The sequence below is a fragment of the Agrobacterium tumefaciens genome (assembly GCA_025559845.1).
Classification (GTDB): Bacteria; Pseudomonadota; Alphaproteobacteria; order Rhizobiales; family Rhizobiaceae; genus Agrobacterium.
The window spans coordinates 1-19,361 of sequence record CP048469.1; the positions used below are offsets into that span (position 1 = coordinate 1).

The following is a 19,361-nucleotide window of genomic DNA, read 5'->3' on the forward strand; positions in this document are numbered from 1 at the left end:
ATGAAGCACGATGCGCTGTTTGAACGTTTTAGCGCGCGGCTCAAGGCACAGGTCGGTCCCGAAGTTTACGCCAGCTGGTTTGCAAGACTTAAACTCCATTCTGTTTCCAAAAGCGTTGTTCGCTTTACTGTTCCAACGACCTTTTTGAAGTCGTGGATCAACAACCGTTATATGGATCTCATCACCAGCCTGGTGCAGAGCGAGGATGCGGATGTTCTGAAGGTCGAGATCCTCGTCCGTTCGGCAACCCGTCCGGTTCGTCCTGCGCAGGCGGAAGAGCGCATGCAGCCCGTACAGGAAGTCGGTGCGATCCAGCGGAACAAGCCATCCATTCCGCAGCAGCCGGCTATAACGCCGTCGCTTCAGTCTGCTACGGCGCAGCCTACAGTGCGGCAGGGAAGCTCTGGTCCATTGTTCGGCTCTCCGCTTGATACACGTTTCACCTTCGATACCTTCGTTGAGGGCTCGTCGAACCGTGTTGCTTTGGCGGCGGCCAAGACCATTGCAGAAGCTGGTGCTGGCGCTGTGCGCTTCAACCCGCTGTTCATTCATGCAGGCGTTGGCCTAGGCAAGACGCACCTGTTGCAGGCTATCGCCAATGCAGCCATCGACAGCCCGCGCAATCCGCGCGTCGTCTATCTGACGGCTGAGTACTTCATGTGGCGTTTTGCAACGGCGATCCGTGACAATGATGCACTGACGCTCAAGGACACCTTGCGCAACATCGATCTGCTCGTCATCGATGACATGCAGTTCCTTCAGGGCAAGATGATCCAGCACGAGTTCTGCCATTTGCTGAACATGCTGCTGGACAGCGCCAAGCAGGTCGTTGTCGCTGCCGATCGCGCCCCTTGGGAGCTGGAATCGCTTGATCCACGCGTCCGTTCGCGCCTTCAAGGTGGCATGGCCATCGAAATCGAAGGCCCTGATTATGACATGCGTTATGAAATGCTGAACCGTCGCGTCGGCTCAGCCCGTCAGGATGATCCGTCCTTTGATATTTCGGAAGATATTCTGACGCATGTTGCCAAAAGCGTCACGGCAAGCGGGCGCGAGCTTGAGGGTGCCTTCAACCAGTTGATGTTCCGCCGCTCGTTCGAACCGAACCTGTCTGTGGATCGCGTTGACGAACTGCTGTCGCATCTCGTCGGTACGGGCGAAGCCAAGCGTGTTCGCATCGAAGACATCCAGCGTATTGTTGCCAAGCATTATAACGTGTCGCGCCAGGAACTTGTGTCCAACCGTCGTACACGCGTTATCGTCAAGCCGCGTCAGGTTGCCATGTATCTGTCGAAGATGCTGACACCTCGTTCCTTCCCGGAGATCGGCCGTCGTTTCGGTGGACGTGACCACACGACCGTTCTGCATGCGGTGCGCAAGATCGAGGAACTGATTTCGGGCGACACCAAGCTCGGTCACGAGGTCGAACTGCTGAAACGTTTGATCAACGAGAACAACGCATAAAAAAAGCGGCCTTCGGGCCGCTTTTTTATTTATCAGTCAGAGGCTTGAAGTTCAGTCAGCAGGCCAGATCAGCGACGACGGCGTCCAGAATGAGCATGCCGGCAGGCGTGCAGCGCAAGCGAGAATTGCCGAGCCGTTCGACAAAACCGTGTTGCAGCAGGAAGTCTTCCTTTTCCGGATCGAGTTCACGACCTGAAAGTTCGCTCCACCTGGCAAGATCAACGCCTTCCCGAAGCCGAAGACCCATCAGCAGCAGTTCGTCCGACTGTTCGTCAACGCCCAGAAGCTCCTGGTCGACCATGCCGTGCCCGTCGCGTTCCACGGCTTCGAGCCAGGTTTCCGGATGTCGCTGGGTCGCGGTCGCAAGCTTGGACGAGCCCTTTGTCAAACGCCCATGGGCGCCAGGTCCGATGCCGGCATAATCTCCATACCGCCAGTAAGTGAGATTGTGTCGGCTTTCCGCGCCGGGACGCGCGTGGTTCGACACTTCATAGGCGGGCATGCCGTAACGCTCGGTGATTTCTTGCGTTGCCTCATAAAGAATAGCCGAATGTTCACCGTCCGGCACAATGAGTTTGCCTGCTTTGTGCAGACCGTAGAAGGGGGTGCCTTCCTCGATCGTCAACTGGTAGAGCGACAGATGATCCACGGCGTAGGAGATCGCTTCTTTCAGTTCCGCGTCCCATTCCTCCACCGTCTGTTTGGGGCGGGCATAGATCAGATCGAAAGACATGCGTGGAAAGATCTCGCGTGCCAGCCGGATCGCTTTCAAGGCATCGGCAACATCATGCAATCTGCCCAGGAATTTCAGGTCACGATCATTGAGGGCCTGCACACCGAGTGACACCCGGTTGACACCCGCCGCCCGATAGCCGCGAAAACGCTCAGCCTCGACGCTGGACGGGTTGGCCTCCATGGTAATCTCGATGCCATCTGGCACATGCCAGAAGCGTGAGACGCCATCGAGGACAGCGCCAACCGTCCGTGGGTCCATCAGCGATGGTGTGCCGCCGCCCATGAAGATGCTGGTGACGACGCGAGGACCACTGATGGCCCGCATGCGCTCCATTTCTTTCAGGAAAGCTGCAGTAAATCGCTCCTGATCCACGGGTTTGTGGCGGACATGACTGTTGAAATCACAATAGGGACACTTGGCCGCACAGAACGGCCAGTGCAGATATATACCAAACCCCGGATCACCCGTATCCGGCAGAAGCGATGTGCCGGGGGCAGAAATCTGATGCTCCCCGTTCATCGGGTTCAAGCCTCCAGGCACGTTTCTACGAATTTCTTGAATGCACGCGCACGGTGCGAAAGGGCAAAATCATCGCCCGGTTTCCAGCCGTGTTTTTCCTCGGCGGTCATTTCGCCGAATGTCGCCTCATAGCCTTGCGGCTGGAAAATCGGATCGTAACCGAACCCGCTCGTTCCGCGTGGCGGCCAGGCAACAGAGCCTTCAACCTCTCCACGGAAATACTCGAGATGACCATCCGGCCAGGCAAGGCAGAGCACGCTGACGAAACGGCAGCCTCGCTCGGCAGGAGTTGCAGCCCTGCGCTCGGCAAGTGCATCCTCGACCTTCTGCATGGCCATCTGGAAATCGCGCGTGCCGTCAGCGGTTTCCGCCCAGTTGGCCGTATAGACACCAGGTGCGCCATCAAGAGCATCGATCACCAGACCGGAATCGTCGGAGAGGGCCGGCAGACCAGACGCTTTCGCTGAGGCAAGCGCCTTGATGGCAGCATTTTCCTCAAACGTCGTGCCGGTCTCGTCCGGCTCGGCGAAATTGAGTTCCGCCGCCGATTTTGCCGAAAAGCCGAACGGTCCGATGAGGTCGGCGATTTCGGCAATCTTGCCCTTGTTGTGGCTGGCGACGACGATCGTGCGGGTATCGAGCTTGCGCATGGCGTATCCTATCGGCTCAGGCAATTGCCTGCTTCTGCAGGGAAACCAGTTCAGCGCATCCTGTCTTGGCAAGACCAAGCAGCGTCAGGAACTCGTCTTCGGAAAAAGGCGTACCTTCCGCCGTACCCTGGATTTCGACGATACCGCCTGCACCGGTGATGACGAAATTGGCATCGGTTTCGGCAGAAGAGTCTTCCAGATAGTCGAGATCGATGACGGGCTGGTTGGCAAAGATGCCGCAGGAAATCGCAGCAACATGGTCTTTGAGAACCTTGTCGACCTTGATCATGTTGCGGGTTTCCATCCACTTCAGGCAATCGTGCAGGGCAATCCATGCGCCGGTGATCGAGGCTGTGCGTGTCCCGCCATCTGCCTGGATCACGTCGCAGTCGATGCTGATCTGGCGCTCGCCAAGTGCCTGCAGATCAACGACAGCGCGAAGCGAGCGACCGATGAGGCGCTGGATTTCCTGGGTGCGGCCACCCTGCTTGCCAGATGCAGCTTCTCGCTTCATGCGCTCATGCGTGGAACGTGGCAGCATGCCATATTCTGCTGTGACCCAACCTTTGCCGCTGTTGCGCAGCCACGGCGGCGTCTTTTCTTCAAGGCTCGCGGTGACAAGCACATGCGTGTCACCGAATTTGACAAGACAGGAACCTTCCGCATGTTTCGAGAAATTACGCTCGAAGGAAACCTTGCGCATCTGGTCGGTTTTTCTGCCTGAAGGCCGCATCTCGTCACTCTCCTTGTTCGTTTCAGCCTTCTAGAGCGTTTCCCGGTGAAATGGAAACAGTTCTGTGGGTTCTGAGGGGATTATATGTATGCGAATAGCCTGCATCGTTGCGATCGCATTCGGACAGGGCCCTTCATACCGATGGATCGTCCACATCAATTGCCTTCGGCGAGGCGATGAAGAAGCGCCTTGTGTTACGCCAATTTCCGTTTTGCCGTGGCCGCACGACGCATTATATTGACGCAGAATAATGACGATGAAAAAGAACGGGCAAAATGGGTTTTTCGGCGCCGCTTTCAAGAGATCAGGCATCGTTGCTGGACGAACGCTCGCGGGAGATCTTCCGGCGAATTGTCGAAGGATATCTGGAGACAGGTGAGCCCTTGGGCTCGCGCAGTCTGTCCCGATTGTTGCCGATGTCGCTTTCGCCTGCCTCAGTTCGCAATGTCATGAGCGACCTGGAAGAACTGGGCCTGATCTATTCGCCGCATATCAGTGCCGGGCGCCTGCCGACGCAGACGGGTCTGCGGTTTTTCGTTGACGCCTTCATGCAGGTCGGCGATCTGCCGGAAGATCAGCGTGCCAGTATCGACCGTCAGATCGGCCCCATGTCGGGCCAGGAGCAGCCGCTCGACGGATTGCTGACCGAAGCAAGCCGCATGCTATCTGGCATGTCGCGTGGTGCCGGATTGGTGTTGACCGCCAAAAACGACGTCATATTGAAGCATGTCGAGTTCATACGGCTTGAGCCGACGAAGGCGCTTGCCGTGCTGGTCGGTGATCACAACCAGGTCGAAAACCGGATCATCGAATTGCCGGCGGGAATTTCGTCCTCGCAGCTCACGGAAGCCGCAAACTTCATCAACGCCCATCTTGGCGGGCAGACATTGCAGGAACTGAGGAGCCAGTTTCAGATCCACAAGGCGGAGCTCCAGACAGAGCTCGGCCAGCTCGCGCAGGATCTGGTCGAACGGGGACTGGCGATATGGGCTGGTGATAATGAGGATGGCAAGCTTGGCCGTCTCATTGTTCGTGGCCGCTCCAACCTGCTGGAGGGCCTTGCGGGGGAAGAGGATATCGATCGTGTCCGCATGTTGTTCGATGATCTCGAGCGCAAGGAAAACCTCATCGAGATCCTCAATCTGGCCGAGAGCGGTTCGGGTGTGCGTATTTTCATTGGCTCGGAAAACAAGCTCTTTTCGCTTTCCGGCTCGTCGCTGATTGTCGCGCCTTATCGCGACGAGGAAAACCGGGTTGTTGGCGCGGTTGGCGTTATCGGCCCGACGCGGCTCAATTACGCCCGCATCGTTCCCATGGTGGACTACACGGCACAGATTATGGCCCGCCTTTCCAGGAAAACACGATAGGAATTGGTCTAATGACCAGACAATTGCGGCAGGCTTTTTGCCGCAAGCCTTGATTTTTGCCGACCAAAGCTCGATATCGGGCGCAAACAACAAAGTTAATCTTCCAATCTGGAGAACGTCATGACCGACGATACAAAAAAGCCCGGACCTGACGCGGACGTCGCCGAAGAAGTAATCGACAGTGCGCTGGCGGGTGAAGAAGCTCTCGAAGACATCACCGCAAAGGCAGCAGAACCCGATCCGATCGAGGTTTTGAAGGCCGAAAATAGTGATCTGCGTGATAAATTCCTGCGTCTTGCCGCAGAAATGGACAATCTTCGCCGTCGCACAGAACGCGAAGTCAAGGATGCGAAGCTTTATTCCGTGGCAGGTTTTGCGCGCGATATGCTGGCTGTATCAGACAATCTGCGCCGTGCGCTGGAAGCTATTCCAGACCATCTCAAGACCGATGCGGAAGCCGGTATCAGCGGACTGATCGAAGGCGTTGATATGACTGAACGCTCGATGTTGTCTGCGCTTGAGCGCCACGGCGTCAAGAGGATCGATGCTGAAGGTGAGAAGTTCGATCCGAATTTCCATCAGGCAATGTTCGAAATTCCGAACACGACTGTTCCCAACAACACGGTGCTTCAGGTCGTTCAGGCGGGCTATACCATCGGTGATCGTGTATTGCGCCCCGCCATGGTTGGCGTTGCAAAAGGTGGTCCGAAGCTGGAAGCTGTTGCGACTGCTGAGCCGGGCACAGGCTCGCTCAATGAAAAAGATGCCTGAGACAACAAGTCTCCGGAAGAATAAAAAAACGCGCCTCGGGGCGCGTTTTTTTTGTGTGAATGTCTTCCCGAACGTTAGCCGCTCTCACAAAGGCTCGCGCCGTCAGGCAGCGGTTGCCTGCTCCTGATTGAGAAATGCATAGATCGCCGTGTCGGAATCTGTTGCACGCAGCTTGGCCACAAGCTCCGGGTCACGCAGCGCACGCGCAATGCGCGACAGCGCCTTCAGATGGTCGGCGCCGGCCCCTTCGGGGGCAAGAAGAAGAAACACCAGATCGACAGGCTGATCATCCAGCGCTTCGAAATCGACCGGCGTCTCAAGGCGCGCAAAGACGCCGGTGATCGCGTTGATGCTGCTGAGTTTGCCATGCGGAATAGCGATGCCATGCCCCACACCGGTCGAGCCGAGCCGCTCGCGCTGGAGGATGACGTCAAAAACTTCCCGTTCCGACACTCCAGTAATTCTGGCCGCTTTCGCCGCCAGTTCCTGGAGCAGTTGTTTTTTGGAATTCACCTTGAGGGCGGGAATAATCGCATCTTGTTGCAGCAAATCTGCCAACGCCATTCTATTTTTCCTTCATGCCATCGAGACGGTAGGGAGGCAAATTCGCTGTTGCGGGGATGCCTCCCACGTCTTGTCAGACTGTTCAGCTCTTGATCGTCGCTGCGTCGATCCAGCCTATATTGCCGTCGTTCCGCCGGTAGACGATGTTGAGATATTCCTTACCGGGGCTGCGAAACACCAGAACCGGTTCGTCCGTCATGTCGAGGGCCATAACGGCGCTGGCGACGGACATGGTCTTAATCTGTTTCGAGCTCTCGGCTACGATGGTGGGTGCGTAATCTTCCGGAACTTCGTCGTCCGCGTCCGAGATTGCATCCATCACGGTATAAGCAATTTCCTGTGTGCCGCCGTTGGAAGCAGAACCGTTGTGGTGGTCCTTCAGCTTCCGCTTGTAGCGACGCAGGCGTTTTTCAATCCGTTCCGCAGCAGCATCGAAGCTTGCCTGAGGATCATTGGCCTGACCTGCTGCGTGCAAAACAACACCCGTATCGAGGTGAATTTTGCAATCTGCAGCAAAACGCGGCCCGGATTTTTCAACGGTCACTTGTCCTGAATACCCCCCATCGAAGTATTTGGTAACCGCCAGACCTATGTTGTCCTCGATCCGCTGACGGAAAGATTCGCCGATCTCCATATGTTTACCAGATACACGCACACTCATGGAATTTTTCCTTTTTGTAGTGATTTGCGAGTACCAGCTTACGTCAAGCTGCGCGCGCATCCAAGCGTTTCGAAGACCTCTTTGGGCCTCCATTCCAAATTTACGCCTCTGGACGGTGGAGATGAATCCGTTACAAACAACCTTGCTACCGTGTGCGGCGGGCTTCTAGCCGTTGCATCGGTAAGAGTCAATGGGATGCCGGAAAACCCTAGAAAACGTGATCTCTGGGGTCCTTAATAGGTCGACAATTTCGCCATCGCCTTTTTCTCGCGACGTCTTTGAACGGAGGAGGGGATGTTCATCGCTTCACGGTATTTTGCAACCGTGCGGCGTGCGAGATCGATACCGCTGCTTTTCAGATTATCGACAATATCATCGTCGGAAAGAACAGCATCCGCGGCCTCCTGAGCGATCATCGTCTTGATACGATGGCGGACCGCTTCTGCGGAATGGCTGTCGCCACCCTCGACGGAGCTGATCGACACGCTGAAGAAATATTTCAGCTCGAAAACCCCGCGAGGTGTCAGCATGTACTTCTTGGACGTGACGCGGCTGACGGTGGATTCGTGCATCTTGATCGCATCGGCAACGGTCTTGAGGTTCAACGGCCGCAGATGGCCAACCCCATTGACCAGGAACGCATCCTGCTGGCGCACGATTTCCGTGGCGACTTTCATGATTGTCTTGGCGCGTTGATCGAGGCTTCGCGTCAGCCAGTGCGCGGTCTGCATGCACTCCGACAGGAAATCTTGATCCTCGCCTTCCCGCGTCTTGTGTTTCGAGACCTCGGCAAAATAGGTCTGGTTGATCAGCACCCTTGGCAGGGTATCGGGATTGATCTCCACCAGCCATCCACCTTCGGACGACGGGCGCACGATGATGTCGGGCACGATCGTCTCGGAAACAGTCGACTCGAAACCGGCACCTGGTCGTGGGTTGAGCGTTCTGATCTCCGAGAGCATATCGAGGAGGTCTTCTTCATCCACACCGCAAAGTTTTTTTAACGTCGCAAAATCGCGTTTTGCCAGGAGTTCCAGGTTGTCGATGAAAGCCCGCATAGCCGGATCGAGCCGGTCTTTCTGGGCAAGCTGTATGGCCAGACATTCGCTGAGTGAGCGCGCAAAAACACCAGGTGGGTCAAATCCCTGAAGTGCTTTCAGGACGTTTTCCGCTGCAGCCGTTGTCGTTCCCAGCCGCTCCGCGGTCTCCTGCGCCGCATCGACGGCAATATAACCGGTCTCGTCGAGTTGGCCGATCAGTGCGTCCGCAATCAGGCGATCTTCGGCAGAGGTAATGGCGAAGGGTACTTGCTGGTTCAGATGGTCATGCAGGCTTGGTTTGGCGGCGACAAAATCGTCAAGATCGTAGCTTTCGCCAGCTTCCTGGCCCGGCATTGAGCGCCACTGGCTCAGAAGCTCCGGCGCATCGGCCTTCCGCGGTTCCGCGTCGTCAGGGAAGACGTTCTCGAAGCTGGTATCAAGCTGTTCACCGAGATTAGCGGCGCGGTCCCCGTACCAGTCGTCCGAATCGGATGTGACGGAAGGCGTTTGCGCGCTGGAAAGATCGTCATCTCCATCGTTGAAGTTTGCTGCATTTTCAGGCGCAGTCGTGCTTAAATCGCTATCGTTTGCTGCAATTTCCAGCAGCGGGTTTCGCTCGACCTCTTGCGCGATAAACTGCGTCAGCTCGAAATGCGTCATTTGAAGCAGCTGGATCGACTGCATCAATTGAGGTGTCATCACGAGGGACTGGTTTTGACGCAGCAAAAGGCTGGCAGACAATGCCATGGCGGACGCGAAACTCCCCTTACAGCTTCCTCACAGCCTCATTTTCCAGAAAATTCACGGAGACAATGAAACTTGGCCCAAAAATTGCTTTTTTATCTCATTTGGTCAAGCGTCAGAGTGGGGCGAGGTGAAGAATCTTTCGCGTCCAGCCGTCAAAGGCTAAAATTATTGCCGAGATAGAGGCGGCGTACATCGGGATTATTGACGATGTCATCCGCACGGCCATGAGTCAGCACTTCGCCCGCATGAATAATGTAGGCACGGTCGATCAGGCCAAGCGTTTCCCTCACGTTATGGTCTGTAATCAGAACGCCGATCCCACGGGCAGTCAAGTGCCTGACAAGATTCTGAATATCGCTGACGGAGATTGGATCAACGCCGGCGAAAGGCTCATCGAGCAGCATGAAGGTTGGGTCGGTCGCAAGCGCGCGGGCAATTTCAAGACGACGGCGTTCACCGCCCGAAAGGGCAACGGCCGGAGACTTGCGCAACTGCGCGATGTGAAACTCTTCCAGCAACTCATCGAGCTTGTGGTTGCGTTTCTTGGCGTCCGGTTCATGCACCTCAAGAACGGCCTTGATGTTGTCTTCGACCGTCAGTCCGCGGAAAATCGACGCTTCCTGCGGCAGGTACCCTACGCCGAGGCGGGAACGACGATACATAGGCATGGAGGTAACGTCGTTGCCGTTAATGGCGATCTTGCCCGTATCAACAGGTACAAGACCGGTAATCATATAAAAGCAGGTCGTCTTGCCGGCGCCGTTCGGGCCTAGCAAGCCCACGGCTTCGCCGCGGCGTACAACCAGCGAAACACCATTGACGACGCGTCGCGTATTATAGGTTTTCGTGAGGCCGTGCGCGATCAGCGTGCCTTCGTAGCGTGCCTTGTCAGCACCAGACGCCGCTTCATCGGAGCGGCCCGGCGTGCCGCCGAACATATTTGAGAACGATGGTATCTTCACGAGGAAAGACTACTGTTTCTTTTGCGACTTGGGGTCGAGCATGATCCGAACCGGACCACCACAGCTTTCAAGCTTGGCCTGTCCCGTGTTCATCAGCACCGTCAGCTTGCAGCCGGTGAAGACATTGGTGCCTTCAGACAGAACGACCTGTTTGCCGGTCAGGATGAATGTCTGTGCCGCCATGTCGAACTCGCCGTGATCGGCGGTTGCTTTCTGGGTTCCGGATGTCAGGAAGACGTTGTTGTCGACGAAGATCTTTTCGATATTCGCGTCACCGCTCGTCAGCGACGAACCTTCACCCTTGTAGTTCACAGTCATCTTGCCGGACTGAAGGGTGGTCGTTCCCTGAACCACTTTCACATTGCCGGTGAAATAGGCCTTGCGCTCCTGATCCCGGATCTCGAGCTGGTCGCTTTCGATGGCGATCGGCTGGTCACCGGAAAGTTTGACGCCCTGCATGTTGCTGGTCGTGTTCTGCGCCAGCGCGGTGGAGGCGAAACAGACAGCGGCGATCGCAAGATAGGCCGACTTGCCGAGGAAAACGGGACGGGAAATGTGCATCATCTGGACCGGGCTCTCACTTGCCTTCATTCTTGATATTGGATGCAGCGATACGTGCGCGTACCTGCCCCGAAAAAGTGATTGTTTTGCCATTATCGGCGATATGAATCGATTGCGCAACAATGGAGCCGTCCTTTGTCTTAATGGAAACGGGCTCTTCGCTGCTCATTTTTCCGGCCTTCAGATCGACATCCGCAGACTGGAACTTTGCTTGTATGCCATTGCTGAGATTGATGTCAAAAGGTGCAGTCATCTTCAGCGAGTTTGTCGAACGGTCGAAAATGCCTTCCTGTGCGATAACCTGTGCAATGCTGTCATTGACCGGCACTGCGGCAAGAACCTTTTCAAGCGTCATGAGATTGGGGTTTGCGATGTCCTGAAGCGCGCGATCGGCATTCATGGAGTAGTCGATGCCCTGCTCGTTGCGGCCTGCAACAGCAGGTTTCTCCATCACGATCTTGCCGTCTTCAATGCGAGCGCTCTCGAGCGAGACTTCGTCCGGGACCCAGGTTCTGACAAGCGAGACGCCAATGAATGCGAGCGAAACCACAATCGCGCTGACCGGTAGAATGATCTTCAGACGCTTGACCAGCACGGAATGTTTGAGCGCACGTTCGTAGGCCGCGGCCTGACCGTTCGGCAATGAAAATGCGGGCGCTGGTTCGCGAAGTCTTTCAAGCATGTGAGTGGGTCCGGTCACTTCGTGCGCGCCATTCATGGTCCGCAGCGGAAGTTTTTTGTTCATCCTGATGTGTTTGGCACGTGTGCCTTGCCCTGCCAATATGGTTTTTGTCTGGAAAGGTGCAAGAGATGCGCTAATTTTATGATTATTCGGTTTACGCATTGCTTCCTTGCAGCTTCACGCTAGAACCACCACATTGCGCGTTGCATGCGGCATCGCTTGCTCAGGACCGCCGAGGCAGAGGTTTTCATGGATCAGATGGCGATAGCGGATCGCAGGCAGTTGCGCCGAAAGCTTACATTCTGGCGGGTTGCTGCCGTTTTCCTGTTGATTGCAGGCCTCTTTGGACTTTACCGGGTTTTCTGGACAGCGCCGCAACAAAGCGAGCGCCCGCATATCGCCCGTGTCGAAATTTCCGGACTTATCCAGGACAATACCGAGCTTCTTGAGCGCCTCGCCAAAATCGAGAAAAGTGACAATGTGAAGGGGTTGATCGTTTCGATCTCGTCTCCGGGCGGCACGACCTATGGCGGTGAACGCATCTTCAAGGCACTTCGTGCTGTGGCGGAAAAGAAGCCGGTGGTTTCCGATATCCGCACTCTGGCTGCTTCGGCAGGATACATGATTGCCGCGGCTGGCGACACGATCGTTGCAGGCGAAACCTCGATCACCGGCTCGATCGGCGTGATCTTTCAGTATCCGCAGCTCGGGCCGTTGATGGAAAAGCTCGGTGTCTCACTGCAGGAAATCAAGTCATCTCCGCTGAAAGCCGAACCGTCGCCGTTCCATGACGCGCCCGAAGAGGCGAAGACCATGATAAGGGCCATGGTGACGGACAGCTACGACTGGTTTGTCAACCTTGTGGCGGATCGTCGCAAGCTTCCGAAAGAGACCGTTCTGGCACTGGCGGATGGATCGATCTACACGGGCAGGCAGGCGCTGGCCAACAAGCTGGTGGATGCTCTGGGTGGTGAAAAGGAAATCCGCGACTATTTCCAGACACGCGATGTGGCAAAGGATTTGCCGATCGTCGAATGGCGCGCGCCGTCATCGAAATCGCCACTTTCGCTCTTCAGCATTGCCGGGATCGCAAGAATACTCGGATATGAGGATTTTCTACCGCTTGCAGGGGCTGGTCAGATCGGCGCGGACAAGTTGTTTCTTGACGGTCTCGTTTCGGTTTGGCAGGTTGAGCAAAATTAAAAACCCAATTTTTTCAGGGGGCAACCGTGATAAAGTCTGAACTGGTGCAGATCGTTGCTGCGCGTAACCCGCACCTTTATCACCGCGACGTCGAAAATATCGTCAACGCGGTGCTGGATGAAATCACGGATGCGCTGGCTGCAGGAAATCGTGTCGAGCTTCGCGGTTTCGGCGCATTTTCCGTGAAGAACCGACCTTCCCGCTCAGGCCGGAACCCACGTACGGGTGAATCGGTTTTTGTCGAAGAAAAGTGGGTGCCGTTTTTCAAGACCGGCAAGGAATTGCGCGAGCGCCTCAACCCCGGCATGGGTGATGAAGAGGACGATTGATCCTCTCGGCCTTCAAGGTCGGACCCAGGCCCGCCCGCCAAGATGGAGTATTGCGGATGTCGAAAAAACTCATCAACCTCATCATCCTGGTGCCGCTGGCAATTGTGCTGATTATTCTGTGCGTCGCCAATCGACAGTCGGCTACGCTTGCGCTCAATCCGTTCAGACCTGAAGACAGCGTTCTTTCTTTTACTGCGCCGTTTTTCGTGTTCCTGTTCCTCGCGGTCATTTTCGGCGTTTTGCTGGGCTCGGCGGCGACCTGGTTTTCGCAAGGGAAACATCGAAAGCGCGCCCGTGCCGAAGCAAAAGAGGCGGTGCGCTGGCATGACGAGGCAAACCGCCAGAAGGCCGCCGCAGCCGCGCAGGTTTCGCAACTCCCGGCAAAGTGATATCGCAGACATTCGTGTGGTCTCTATGCGAGCGCCGCATGGAGTGGTATTTGCTGCCTGATAACGAGTTGGGCAGAAGCGGAAAGATTTCCATTGAAGAAAAAAGACAGCCGGCCGGGCAGTAAGGTTCGTGCCGGGAGCGAAAAAAAACAGGCTTATTCTGCAAAGTCGCCAAGACGCCCGGAAACCGCGCTGAAAAAGCGTGAGCCCGACGCCGTAAGGAGCGCGCCAAAAGCTGCTGCCAAAGAAAAAGTTGCTGCGCCCCTTCCCGTAGAGCAGGTCCCGACCCGCGCGCTGAAGACCCGGATCGGCGATCTGCCGACGGAACAGGTTCCGATCATTCTGGAATCGAGCGGTGCAGGCGATTTCCATCTGATTGACAGCGGTAACGGGCTGAAGCTCGAACAATATGGCGATTACCGGATCGTTCGCCCGGAAGCGCAGGCCCTCTGGCGGCCGACGCTGCCAGAGCGCGTCTGGCAGAATGTCGACGCGGTGTTCACCGGCGATACCGATGAAGACGGGATGGGCCGCTGGCGTTTTCCCAAGGCAGCACTTGGTGAAACCTGGCCATTGTCGCTTCTCGGTGTTGATTTCCTTGGCCGTTTCACGGCGTTTCGTCATGTCGGTGTCTTCCCGGAGCAGATCGTGCACTGGGAATGGCTGAAAAACACGATCGAGACCGCTGATCGGCCGCTGAAGGTGCTCAATCTGTTTGGATACACTGGCGTTGCATCGCTGGTCGCGGCGGCTGCAGGTGCGGAAGTCACCCATGTCGATGCCTCCAAGAAAGCAATTGGCTGGGCAAAGGAAAATCAGGCCCTGGCGCGACTGGAAGAGGCGCCGATCCGCTGGATCTGTGAAGATGCCATGAAGTTCATTCTGCGCGAGGAACGACGCGGCAATACCTACGACATTATTCTGACCGACCCGCCGAAGTTCGGCCGTGGCACGCATGGCGAGGTCTGGGAGCTTTTCGACCACTTGCCGCTGATGCTGGACGTGTGTCGGGACATTCTGTCGCCAAAGGCAGTCGGGCTTGTGCTGACCGCTTACTCCATTCGGGCCAGCTTCTATTCCATGCATGAATTGATGCGCGAAACGATGCGCGGTGCCGGTGGCGTGGTGGCCTCAGGCGAGCTTGTCATTCGCGAGGCCGGTCTTGATGGCAAGACGCCGGGCCGGGCTCTTTCCACTTCACTTTTCAGCCGCTGGGTGCCGAAATGACAAACGATATGCGCGAAAGCGGCGCGCGCCGCGTTGGGCAGGTCAAGGAAGTAACCAGCCTTGCCAACCCGATCGTCAAGGACATCAAGGCTCTTACCCAGAAGAAGGGGCGTGAAGAGACCGGCACCTTCCTGGCGGAGGGGCTGAAACTGGTCATTGACGCCGTCGAACTGGGCTGGACGATCAAAACGCTGGTTTATGCCAAGGCTGCCAAGGGCAAGCCGCTGGTGGAGCAGGTTGCGGCAAAGACCGTGGCTTCCGGTGGCCTCGTGCTGGAAGTCAGCGAAAAGGTTATCTCTTCCATCACCCGACGTGACAATCCGCAGATGGTTGTTGGTATTTTCGAGCAGAAATGGAAGCCTCTCAGGGACATTCGCCCGCTTAAGGGTGAAACCTACATTGCGCTCGACCGGGTGCGCGATCCTGGTAATCTTGGCACCATCATTCGTACCGCAGATGCCGCAGGTGCATCCGGCGTCATTCTGGTTGGTGATTGCACCGATCCGTTTTCACTGGAGACGGTCCGAGCCACCATGGGGTCTATTTTTGCAATCCCGGTCGCACGAGCCAGCGTCGAGGAATTTCTGGCCTGGAAAAAAACGGCTGACGTCAGTGTCGTTGCGACCCATCTTGCCGGTTCCGTCGACTATCGGACCATCGATTACGCAAAAAAGCCGGTCGTGCTGTTGATGGGCAACGAACAATCCGGTCTGCCGCCGGAACTCGCCAGCAAGGCGGATCAGCTTGCGCGTATTCCCCAGCAGGGGCGCGCCGATAGCCTGAATTTGGCCATAGCGAGTGCTGTCATGCTTTTTGAAGCACGTCGCCATCTCCTAGAGCTTGCGCCGGTGAAATGATGCAGAACACAGCCGTCTTTTCGAAAACCGTTCCCGCTGTTGCTTTGATCGTCGCCGCGCTGGTGCTCGATCAAGTCGTCAAGCTACTGGTAGAAGCCTACCTGCCATTGCAGGAGATGGTGCCGGTGATGCCATTTCTGGCACTATACCGCACCTACAATCTCGGTGTTGCCTTCTCGATGCTGGCGGATATGGAGGGCTGGTTCATCGTTGGCATGCGCCTCGTCATCGTCTGTTTCGTCATCTGGATGTGGCGCAAGACGGAGCCGAACCGAACCTTCGCACATCTTGGTTTTGCTCTGATCATCGCAGGCGCGGCAGGAAATATTTTCGACCGTTTTCTGTATGGGCACGTGATCGATTATATCTTGTTCCACACGCAAACCTGGTCTTTTGCCGTTTTCAATCTTGCTGACAGTTTCATAACGATCGGTGCGGGCTGCGTTATTCTGGACGAGTTTTTGCACGCGAGAGCGGCCAAAAAGTAAAATTTTAGAGTTTCGTCGAAAGATATCAAAACCGTTGCTGTGCTAGCGGTTTTGTATGAGCGAACTTGCGAAACGCCGGGAAAAGATTGCGGACGATTTTGATGCTGCGGTTGCTTCAAAAAAGCAATCGTCGGTGGCTGAAGACGTTTCACCGCATTTGGGTCGCCAGAAGCACTCTTCGCAGCTCGCCCGCCTTGCCGATTTTCCAACATCTGTTGTCTTCCTGGCGGCTGTCGCGCTGGGATTGTTGTTCGCGCTGGCCCTGCCATTTGCTGCGACAGTTCTGGTCGCTCTTTCAGCGGCAGTTGCTGCGGTCGCATTTTTTGTACGGCATCGTTTCTTCGCTTCGAAGGTGTTGGATGCAATATCCATGCATGAGGAGGATGGCATCTCCGCACGACGTATGGAGAACCGCTCTATCGTTGCAGACATTCATGAGGTGATGGGCGATATTGTCGTGATCCGCGACATGGATCGCCGCATTGTTGAGGCCAATGCGATTTTCCGCGACATGACCGGCTGCGTTGCTCCCGAAGGACGGACATGCGAAGAAATCGGCATTGCATTTCGGCCTGGGGACCGGGCGCATGCCTATGACGTTGAAATCGCGACGCCTTTCGGGCAGCGTATTTTCGTATGGCAGGATGCCGTCACGCGGGATATTGGCAGCAGCCGACTTCTCATCAGCAGCATTGCACGAGATGTGACCGAGGAAAGGTTCGCAGTCGCGACACGCGAAGATGCGCGTGCCCGAGCGGAAAAGGCCGATGCCGACAAGGCGAGGCTGCTTGCCACTGTCAGCCACGAAATCCGTCTTCCCTTGTCGGGCATTCTGGGCATGAATCACCTTCTTTCGCAGACAAGGCTGAACCAGGAGCAGCGCAACTACCTTGATGGCATGAGACAGTCGGGCCAGTCTCTTGTCCAGCTTGTCGAAGATTTGCTTGATTATTCGACGATGGAGGCGGGCCGCTTCACGCTCAATCCACGGGCTGAAAATCTGCGGCAGTTGATCGAGAGTGTCGTGGAAATGCTGGCGCATCGCGCCCATGAAAAAGGCATCGAGATAGCGTCTTCGATCTCCGTCGATGTGCCGGATTATCTCGATTTCGATCCGGCGCGATTGCGCCAGGTTCTGTTCAACCTGATTGGAAACGCGGTAAAATTCACGAAAGAGGGTGGCGTTGTCGTGCGCGCTGATTTCGCGGATGGGGATTTGCGCATCGCCGTTGAGGATAGCGGCCCCGGCATGACCAAAGCGGAACAGGCACGTATTTTCGGCGAGTTCGAGCAGGCCGGACCTCTGACACAACGCAGCGCCGGAACAGGTCTCGGATTGGCGATTTCTGCTCGCATCATGCGTGAATTTGGCGGCAAACTGATGGTGTCTAGCCGTAAGGGCAAGGGTAGCGTCTTTACCCTGTCATTTCGTCCGGGCTCGGTCGGCGCAGGCAAACGAACCAGCGATCGCAGGCGCTGCCTCGATCACACCAATGTCCTGCTTCTCGCGCCGTCAGGCGTCGCATCCGGCACGATGGCGAGCGCGATCTCGGCATTTGGTGGCAGGTGCAAACATGTTTACAGGCTCGACGATCTCACGGCATTACTTGAAAGCCCCGCTAACTATCTCGCCGATATCACTGACGTCATCGTTGACCAGCGGATCGCCGATGATTTCAAGGAAGTATTGCGAAACGCGGCCGTGCTCAACGAAAAAACCGTTCGTCGCACCTTGCTGGTTAGTCCCGAGGAGCGTCCGTCGCAAATGCATGGCGATTTCGACGCCTGGCTCATTCGGCCGCTGCGCGAAAAGTCGCTCATCGATGTGCTGTGTGGGCGCCTGCGCGGGATTGAGCGGCGCGATGCCATAAATGACAATCATCCCGATGTCGGCCTGTCGCCACGCATGACAAGTGGTTCATTTGGTATCGATGTCCTTGTCGCCGAAGACGATGCCGTTAATGCGCGCATCATTGAAGCAGTGCTTCGCAAAAGCGGCTTTTCGCCCCGACTTGTTTCGGATTTCGACGCCTTGAGGTTGGCGATCGCACCGGGAGCGGAAACCTTGCCGGATGTCGTCATCTCTGACCTTAACATGCCTGGTGGTGACGGTCTGGAAGTGTTGCCGGCGCTTTTCCAGTCCCGCAAGGGCGAAAGGCAAATTCCGGTGATCGTCCTCACCGGAGAGACAGACCGCAGCACCGCTGACCGGCTGCTGGAGGCAGGGGCTGGAGCGGTGCTGACAAAGCCGGTCGATCCGAAACGGCTGATCGAGGAAATCCGTCGCCTGCTCGAAGGAAAACGTCTGTTTCTGTCCTAGGTCAAATCGACGATTGCATCGTCGCCACGGTCGCGAACGGTAATTTATTACGGTGGCATATTGTCACTGTTCTGTCGTCAATTGGTGATTTATGACAATGAAATCCTTTGGCGGTGGAGCGATTCCCCATGGTTGCGGAAATCCTGAATCACGACGTTTGTGAAAACGATGGTGCCGTCAAACCCATCTCGGGTTTGAAGCCAAACAATGAGGGTGTTCTCGGCCGGATTGGCACGCTGGAGACGAGGCTTGCCCGAACCGACCGCGAAATCGATGCTGCCCAGTCCGTCCGTTTTCGGGTTTTCGTTGAAGAGATGAAAGCACGGCTTCCCGCCGATGCCATGCGACGCAAACGCGATATCGATGCCTGGGATAGTGTGTGCGACCACCTGCTTGTTCTCGACAATGCAATCGAGGGTGACACAGAAGATCAGATTGTTGGTACGTATCGCCTGCTGCGGCAGGATACGGCGGTCGCAAACAATGGATTTTATTCGGCCAGCGAGTTTGATATCGCCGGCCTGATCGCGCGTCATCCAGGAAAGCGTTTCATGGAACTTGGTCGTTCCTGCGTCCTTCCGGAATATCGTACCAAGCGCACGGTTGAACTGCTGTGGCAGGGAAACTGGGCCTATGCTGTCAAGCACCGTATGGACGCGATGATCGGCTGCGCTTCGTTCCCCGGTGTTCAGCCTGAAAGCCATGCGCTTGCTCTTTCCTTCCTGCATCACAATTGCATTGCGAAAGGTGAGTGGGCTGCGGAGGCTCTCCCCGAGCTTTATCGTGAAATGGATTTGATGCCGGCCGAGGCTGTCAACGCTCGCAAGGCGCTGAATTCCATGCCACCCCTCATCAAGGGTTACATGCGCCTCGGTGCGATGTTCGGTTCGGGTGCCGTTGTGGATCACGCCTTCAATACCACGGATGTGCTGGTCGTCTTGCCGGTGTCATCGATTGCCGGCCGGTACATCACCTATTATGGCGGCGGTGAAGCGCAGCGCTTTAACGGCTGAGTGGCGAAATTCTCAAGCTTCCTGTGGGCAGGCTGTTTGTGCGTGTTGTCCTTGCGTGATGGGGTCGCTAGTCTCTGC

20 protein-coding genes are annotated in these 19,361 nt (G+C 56.2%); 11 read left to right on the forward strand and 9 right to left on the reverse strand.

Annotated elements, in window-relative coordinates; translation table 11 throughout:
• On the forward strand, positions 1 to 1,464 hold the full coding sequence (dnaA, locus tag FY156_00005; GenBank protein ID UXR99983.1) for a chromosomal replication initiator protein DnaA: 1,464 nt from the start codon (positions 1 to 3) through the stop codon (positions 1,462 to 1,464).
• A 55-nt stretch (positions 1,465 to 1,519) separates the two neighbouring features.
• Here the strand turns inward: dnaA and FY156_00010 are convergent, their stop codons facing one another.
• From FY156_00010 to rph, 3 genes are read right to left on the reverse strand one after another with little or no spacing between them, the layout of a single operon-like run.
• Complete coding sequence (locus tag FY156_00010; GenBank protein UXR99984.1) at positions 1,520 to 2,719, reverse strand: coproporphyrinogen III oxidase; 1,200 nt, start codon at positions 2,717 to 2,719, stop codon at positions 1,520 to 1,522.
• 5 nt (positions 2,720 to 2,724) lie between these two features.
• Entirely contained in the window at positions 2,725 to 3,369 is a 645-nt protein-coding gene (gene rdgB / locus FY156_00015; GenBank protein UXR99985.1) for an RdgB/HAM1 family non-canonical purine NTP pyrophosphatase, read from the reverse strand.
• A 16-nt stretch (positions 3,370 to 3,385) separates the two neighbouring features.
• Positions 3,386 to 4,102 carry a ribonuclease PH gene (gene rph, locus FY156_00020; GenBank protein ID UXR99986.1) on the reverse strand — a complete coding sequence of 239 codons (717 nt, stop codon included), beginning with the start codon at positions 4,100 to 4,102 and terminating at the stop codon, positions 3,386 to 3,388.
• Between the two features lie 275 nt (positions 4,103 to 4,377).
• On the opposite strand from rph, the gene hrcA reads away from it, so the two are divergent.
• Together hrcA and grpE are read left to right on the forward strand one after the other, a co-directional pair.
• Positions 4,378 to 5,469, forward strand: coding sequence for a heat-inducible transcriptional repressor HrcA (hrcA, locus tag FY156_00025; GenBank protein ID UXR99987.1), 1,092 nt, complete (start codon positions 4,378 to 4,380; stop codon positions 5,467 to 5,469).
• Between the two features lie 120 nt (positions 5,470 to 5,589).
• Positions 5,590 to 6,240 (forward strand): nucleotide exchange factor GrpE, encoded by a 651-nt coding sequence (grpE, locus tag FY156_00030; GenBank protein UXR99988.1) that lies wholly within the window; start codon positions 5,590 to 5,592, stop codon positions 6,238 to 6,240.
• A gap of 102 nt (positions 6,241 to 6,342) precedes the next feature.
• Here the strand turns inward: grpE and ptsN are convergent, their stop codons facing one another.
• From ptsN to FY156_00060, 6 genes are all read right to left on the reverse strand, one after another.
• The gene (ptsN, locus tag FY156_00035) at positions 6,343 to 6,804 is read right to left on the reverse strand and encodes a PTS IIA-like nitrogen regulatory protein PtsN (GenBank protein UXR99989.1); all 462 of its coding nucleotides are present in this window, start codon (positions 6,802 to 6,804) and stop codon (positions 6,343 to 6,345) included.
• 82 nt (positions 6,805 to 6,886) lie between these two features.
• Positions 6,887 to 7,465: a ribosome-associated translation inhibitor RaiA gene (gene raiA / locus FY156_00040; protein ID UXS02961.1), complete on the reverse strand. Its 579-nt coding sequence runs from the start codon at positions 7,463 to 7,465 to the stop codon at positions 6,887 to 6,889.
• Between the two features lie 233 nt (positions 7,466 to 7,698).
• On the reverse strand, positions 7,699 to 9,252 hold the full coding sequence (gene rpoN, locus FY156_00045; GenBank protein UXR99990.1) for an RNA polymerase factor sigma-54: 1,554 nt from the start codon (positions 9,250 to 9,252) through the stop codon (positions 7,699 to 7,701).
• A gap of 152 nt (positions 9,253 to 9,404) precedes the next feature.
• A complete protein-coding gene (lptB, locus tag FY156_00050; GenBank protein ID UXS02962.1) occupies positions 9,405 to 10,190 on the reverse strand; it encodes an LPS export ABC transporter ATP-binding protein in 786 nt (261 codons plus the stop codon).
• Positions 10,191 to 10,223: 33 nt separating this feature from the next.
• Positions 10,224 to 10,778: a hypothetical protein gene (locus FY156_00055; GenBank protein ID UXR99991.1), complete on the reverse strand. Its 555-nt coding sequence runs from the start codon at positions 10,776 to 10,778 to the stop codon at positions 10,224 to 10,226.
• Between the two features lie 13 nt (positions 10,779 to 10,791).
• On the reverse strand, positions 10,792 to 11,457 hold the full coding sequence (locus FY156_00060) for an LPS export ABC transporter periplasmic protein LptC (GenBank protein ID UXR99992.1): 666 nt from the start codon (positions 11,455 to 11,457) through the stop codon (positions 10,792 to 10,794).
• 249 nt (positions 11,458 to 11,706) lie between these two features.
• Here FY156_00060 and sppA point away from each other — a divergent pair, with 249 nt between their 5' ends.
• The 8 genes from sppA (at position 11,707) to FY156_00100 (ending at position 19,283) form a co-directional block, all read left to right on the forward strand.
• A complete protein-coding gene (gene sppA / locus FY156_00065; GenBank protein ID UXR99993.1) occupies positions 11,707 to 12,660 on the forward strand; it encodes a signal peptide peptidase SppA in 954 nt (317 codons plus the stop codon).
• A gap of 26 nt (positions 12,661 to 12,686) precedes the next feature.
• A complete protein-coding gene (locus FY156_00070; GenBank protein UXR99994.1) occupies positions 12,687 to 12,989 on the forward strand; it encodes an integration host factor subunit beta in 303 nt (100 codons plus the stop codon).
• Positions 12,990 to 13,045: 56 nt separating this feature from the next.
• A complete protein-coding gene (locus tag FY156_00075; protein ID UXS02963.1) occupies positions 13,046 to 13,378 on the forward strand; it encodes a LapA family protein in 333 nt (110 codons plus the stop codon).
• Positions 13,379 to 13,471: 93 nt separating this feature from the next.
• Positions 13,472 to 14,605, forward strand: coding sequence for a class I SAM-dependent rRNA methyltransferase (locus FY156_00080; GenBank protein ID UXR99995.1), 1,134 nt, complete (start codon positions 13,472 to 13,474; stop codon positions 14,603 to 14,605).
• Positions 14,602 to 15,462 carry an RNA methyltransferase gene (locus tag FY156_00085; protein UXR99996.1) on the forward strand — a complete coding sequence of 287 codons (861 nt, stop codon included), beginning with the start codon at positions 14,602 to 14,604 and terminating at the stop codon, positions 15,460 to 15,462. The genes FY156_00080 and FY156_00085 overlap by 4 nt, the downstream gene beginning before the upstream one ends.
• Positions 15,462 to 15,950 carry a signal peptidase II gene (locus FY156_00090; GenBank protein UXR99997.1) on the forward strand — a complete coding sequence of 163 codons (489 nt, stop codon included), beginning with the start codon at positions 15,462 to 15,464 and terminating at the stop codon, positions 15,948 to 15,950. The genes FY156_00085 and FY156_00090 overlap by 1 nt, the downstream gene beginning before the upstream one ends.
• A 55-nt stretch (positions 15,951 to 16,005) precedes the next feature.
• A complete protein-coding gene (locus tag FY156_00095) occupies positions 16,006 to 18,270 on the forward strand; it encodes a response regulator (GenBank protein ID UXR99998.1) in 2,265 nt (754 codons plus the stop codon).
• Between the two features lie 128 nt (positions 18,271 to 18,398).
• The gene (locus FY156_00100; protein ID UXR99999.1) at positions 18,399 to 19,283 is read left to right on the forward strand and encodes a GNAT family N-acetyltransferase; all 885 of its coding nucleotides are present in this window, start codon (positions 18,399 to 18,401) and stop codon (positions 19,281 to 19,283) included.
• The last annotated feature ends 78 nt before the right edge of the window (positions 19,284 to 19,361 follow it).

Excerpts from the sequence above, each read along its gene's own strand:
- dnaA (UXR99983.1), top strand. The coding sequence starts at position 1 with ATGAAGCACGATGCGCTGTTTGAACGTTTTAGCGCGCGGCTCAAGGCA.
- FY156_00010 (UXR99984.1), bottom strand. The coding sequence starts at position 2,719 with ATGAACGGGGAGCATCAGATTTCTGCCCCCGGCACATCGCTTCTGCCG.
- rdgB (UXR99985.1), bottom strand. The coding sequence starts at position 3,369 with ATGCGCAAGCTCGATACCCGCACGATCGTCGTCGCCAGCCACAACAAG.
- rph (UXR99986.1), bottom strand. The coding sequence starts at position 4,102 with ATGCGGCCTTCAGGCAGAAAAACCGACCAGATGCGCAAGGTTTCCTTC.
- hrcA (UXR99987.1), top strand. The coding sequence starts at position 4,378 with ATGGGTTTTTCGGCGCCGCTTTCAAGAGATCAGGCATCGTTGCTGGAC.
- grpE (UXR99988.1), top strand. The coding sequence starts at position 5,590 with ATGACCGACGATACAAAAAAGCCCGGACCTGACGCGGACGTCGCCGAA.
- ptsN (UXR99989.1), bottom strand. The coding sequence starts at position 6,804 with ATGGCGTTGGCAGATTTGCTGCAACAAGATGCGATTATTCCCGCCCTC.
- raiA (UXS02961.1), bottom strand. The coding sequence starts at position 7,465 with ATGAGTGTGCGTGTATCTGGTAAACATATGGAGATCGGCGAATCTTTC.
- rpoN (UXR99990.1), bottom strand. The coding sequence starts at position 9,252 with ATGGCATTGTCTGCCAGCCTTTTGCTGCGTCAAAACCAGTCCCTCGTG.
- lptB (UXS02962.1), bottom strand. The coding sequence starts at position 10,190 with ATGTTCGGCGGCACGCCGGGCCGCTCCGATGAAGCGGCGTCTGGTGCT.
- FY156_00055 (UXR99991.1), bottom strand. The coding sequence starts at position 10,778 with ATGATGCACATTTCCCGTCCCGTTTTCCTCGGCAAGTCGGCCTATCTT.
- FY156_00060 (UXR99992.1), bottom strand. The coding sequence starts at position 11,457 with ATGCTTGAAAGACTTCGCGAACCAGCGCCCGCATTTTCATTGCCGAAC.
- sppA (UXR99993.1), top strand. The coding sequence starts at position 11,707 with ATGGATCAGATGGCGATAGCGGATCGCAGGCAGTTGCGCCGAAAGCTT.
- FY156_00075 (UXS02963.1), top strand. The coding sequence starts at position 13,046 with ATGTCGAAAAAACTCATCAACCTCATCATCCTGGTGCCGCTGGCAATT.
- FY156_00085 (UXR99996.1), top strand. The coding sequence starts at position 14,602 with ATGACAAACGATATGCGCGAAAGCGGCGCGCGCCGCGTTGGGCAGGTC.
- FY156_00090 (UXR99997.1), top strand. The coding sequence starts at position 15,462 with ATGCAGAACACAGCCGTCTTTTCGAAAACCGTTCCCGCTGTTGCTTTG.
- FY156_00095 (UXR99998.1), top strand. The coding sequence starts at position 16,006 with ATGAGCGAACTTGCGAAACGCCGGGAAAAGATTGCGGACGATTTTGAT.
- FY156_00100 (UXR99999.1), top strand. The coding sequence starts at position 18,399 with ATGGTTGCGGAAATCCTGAATCACGACGTTTGTGAAAACGATGGTGCC.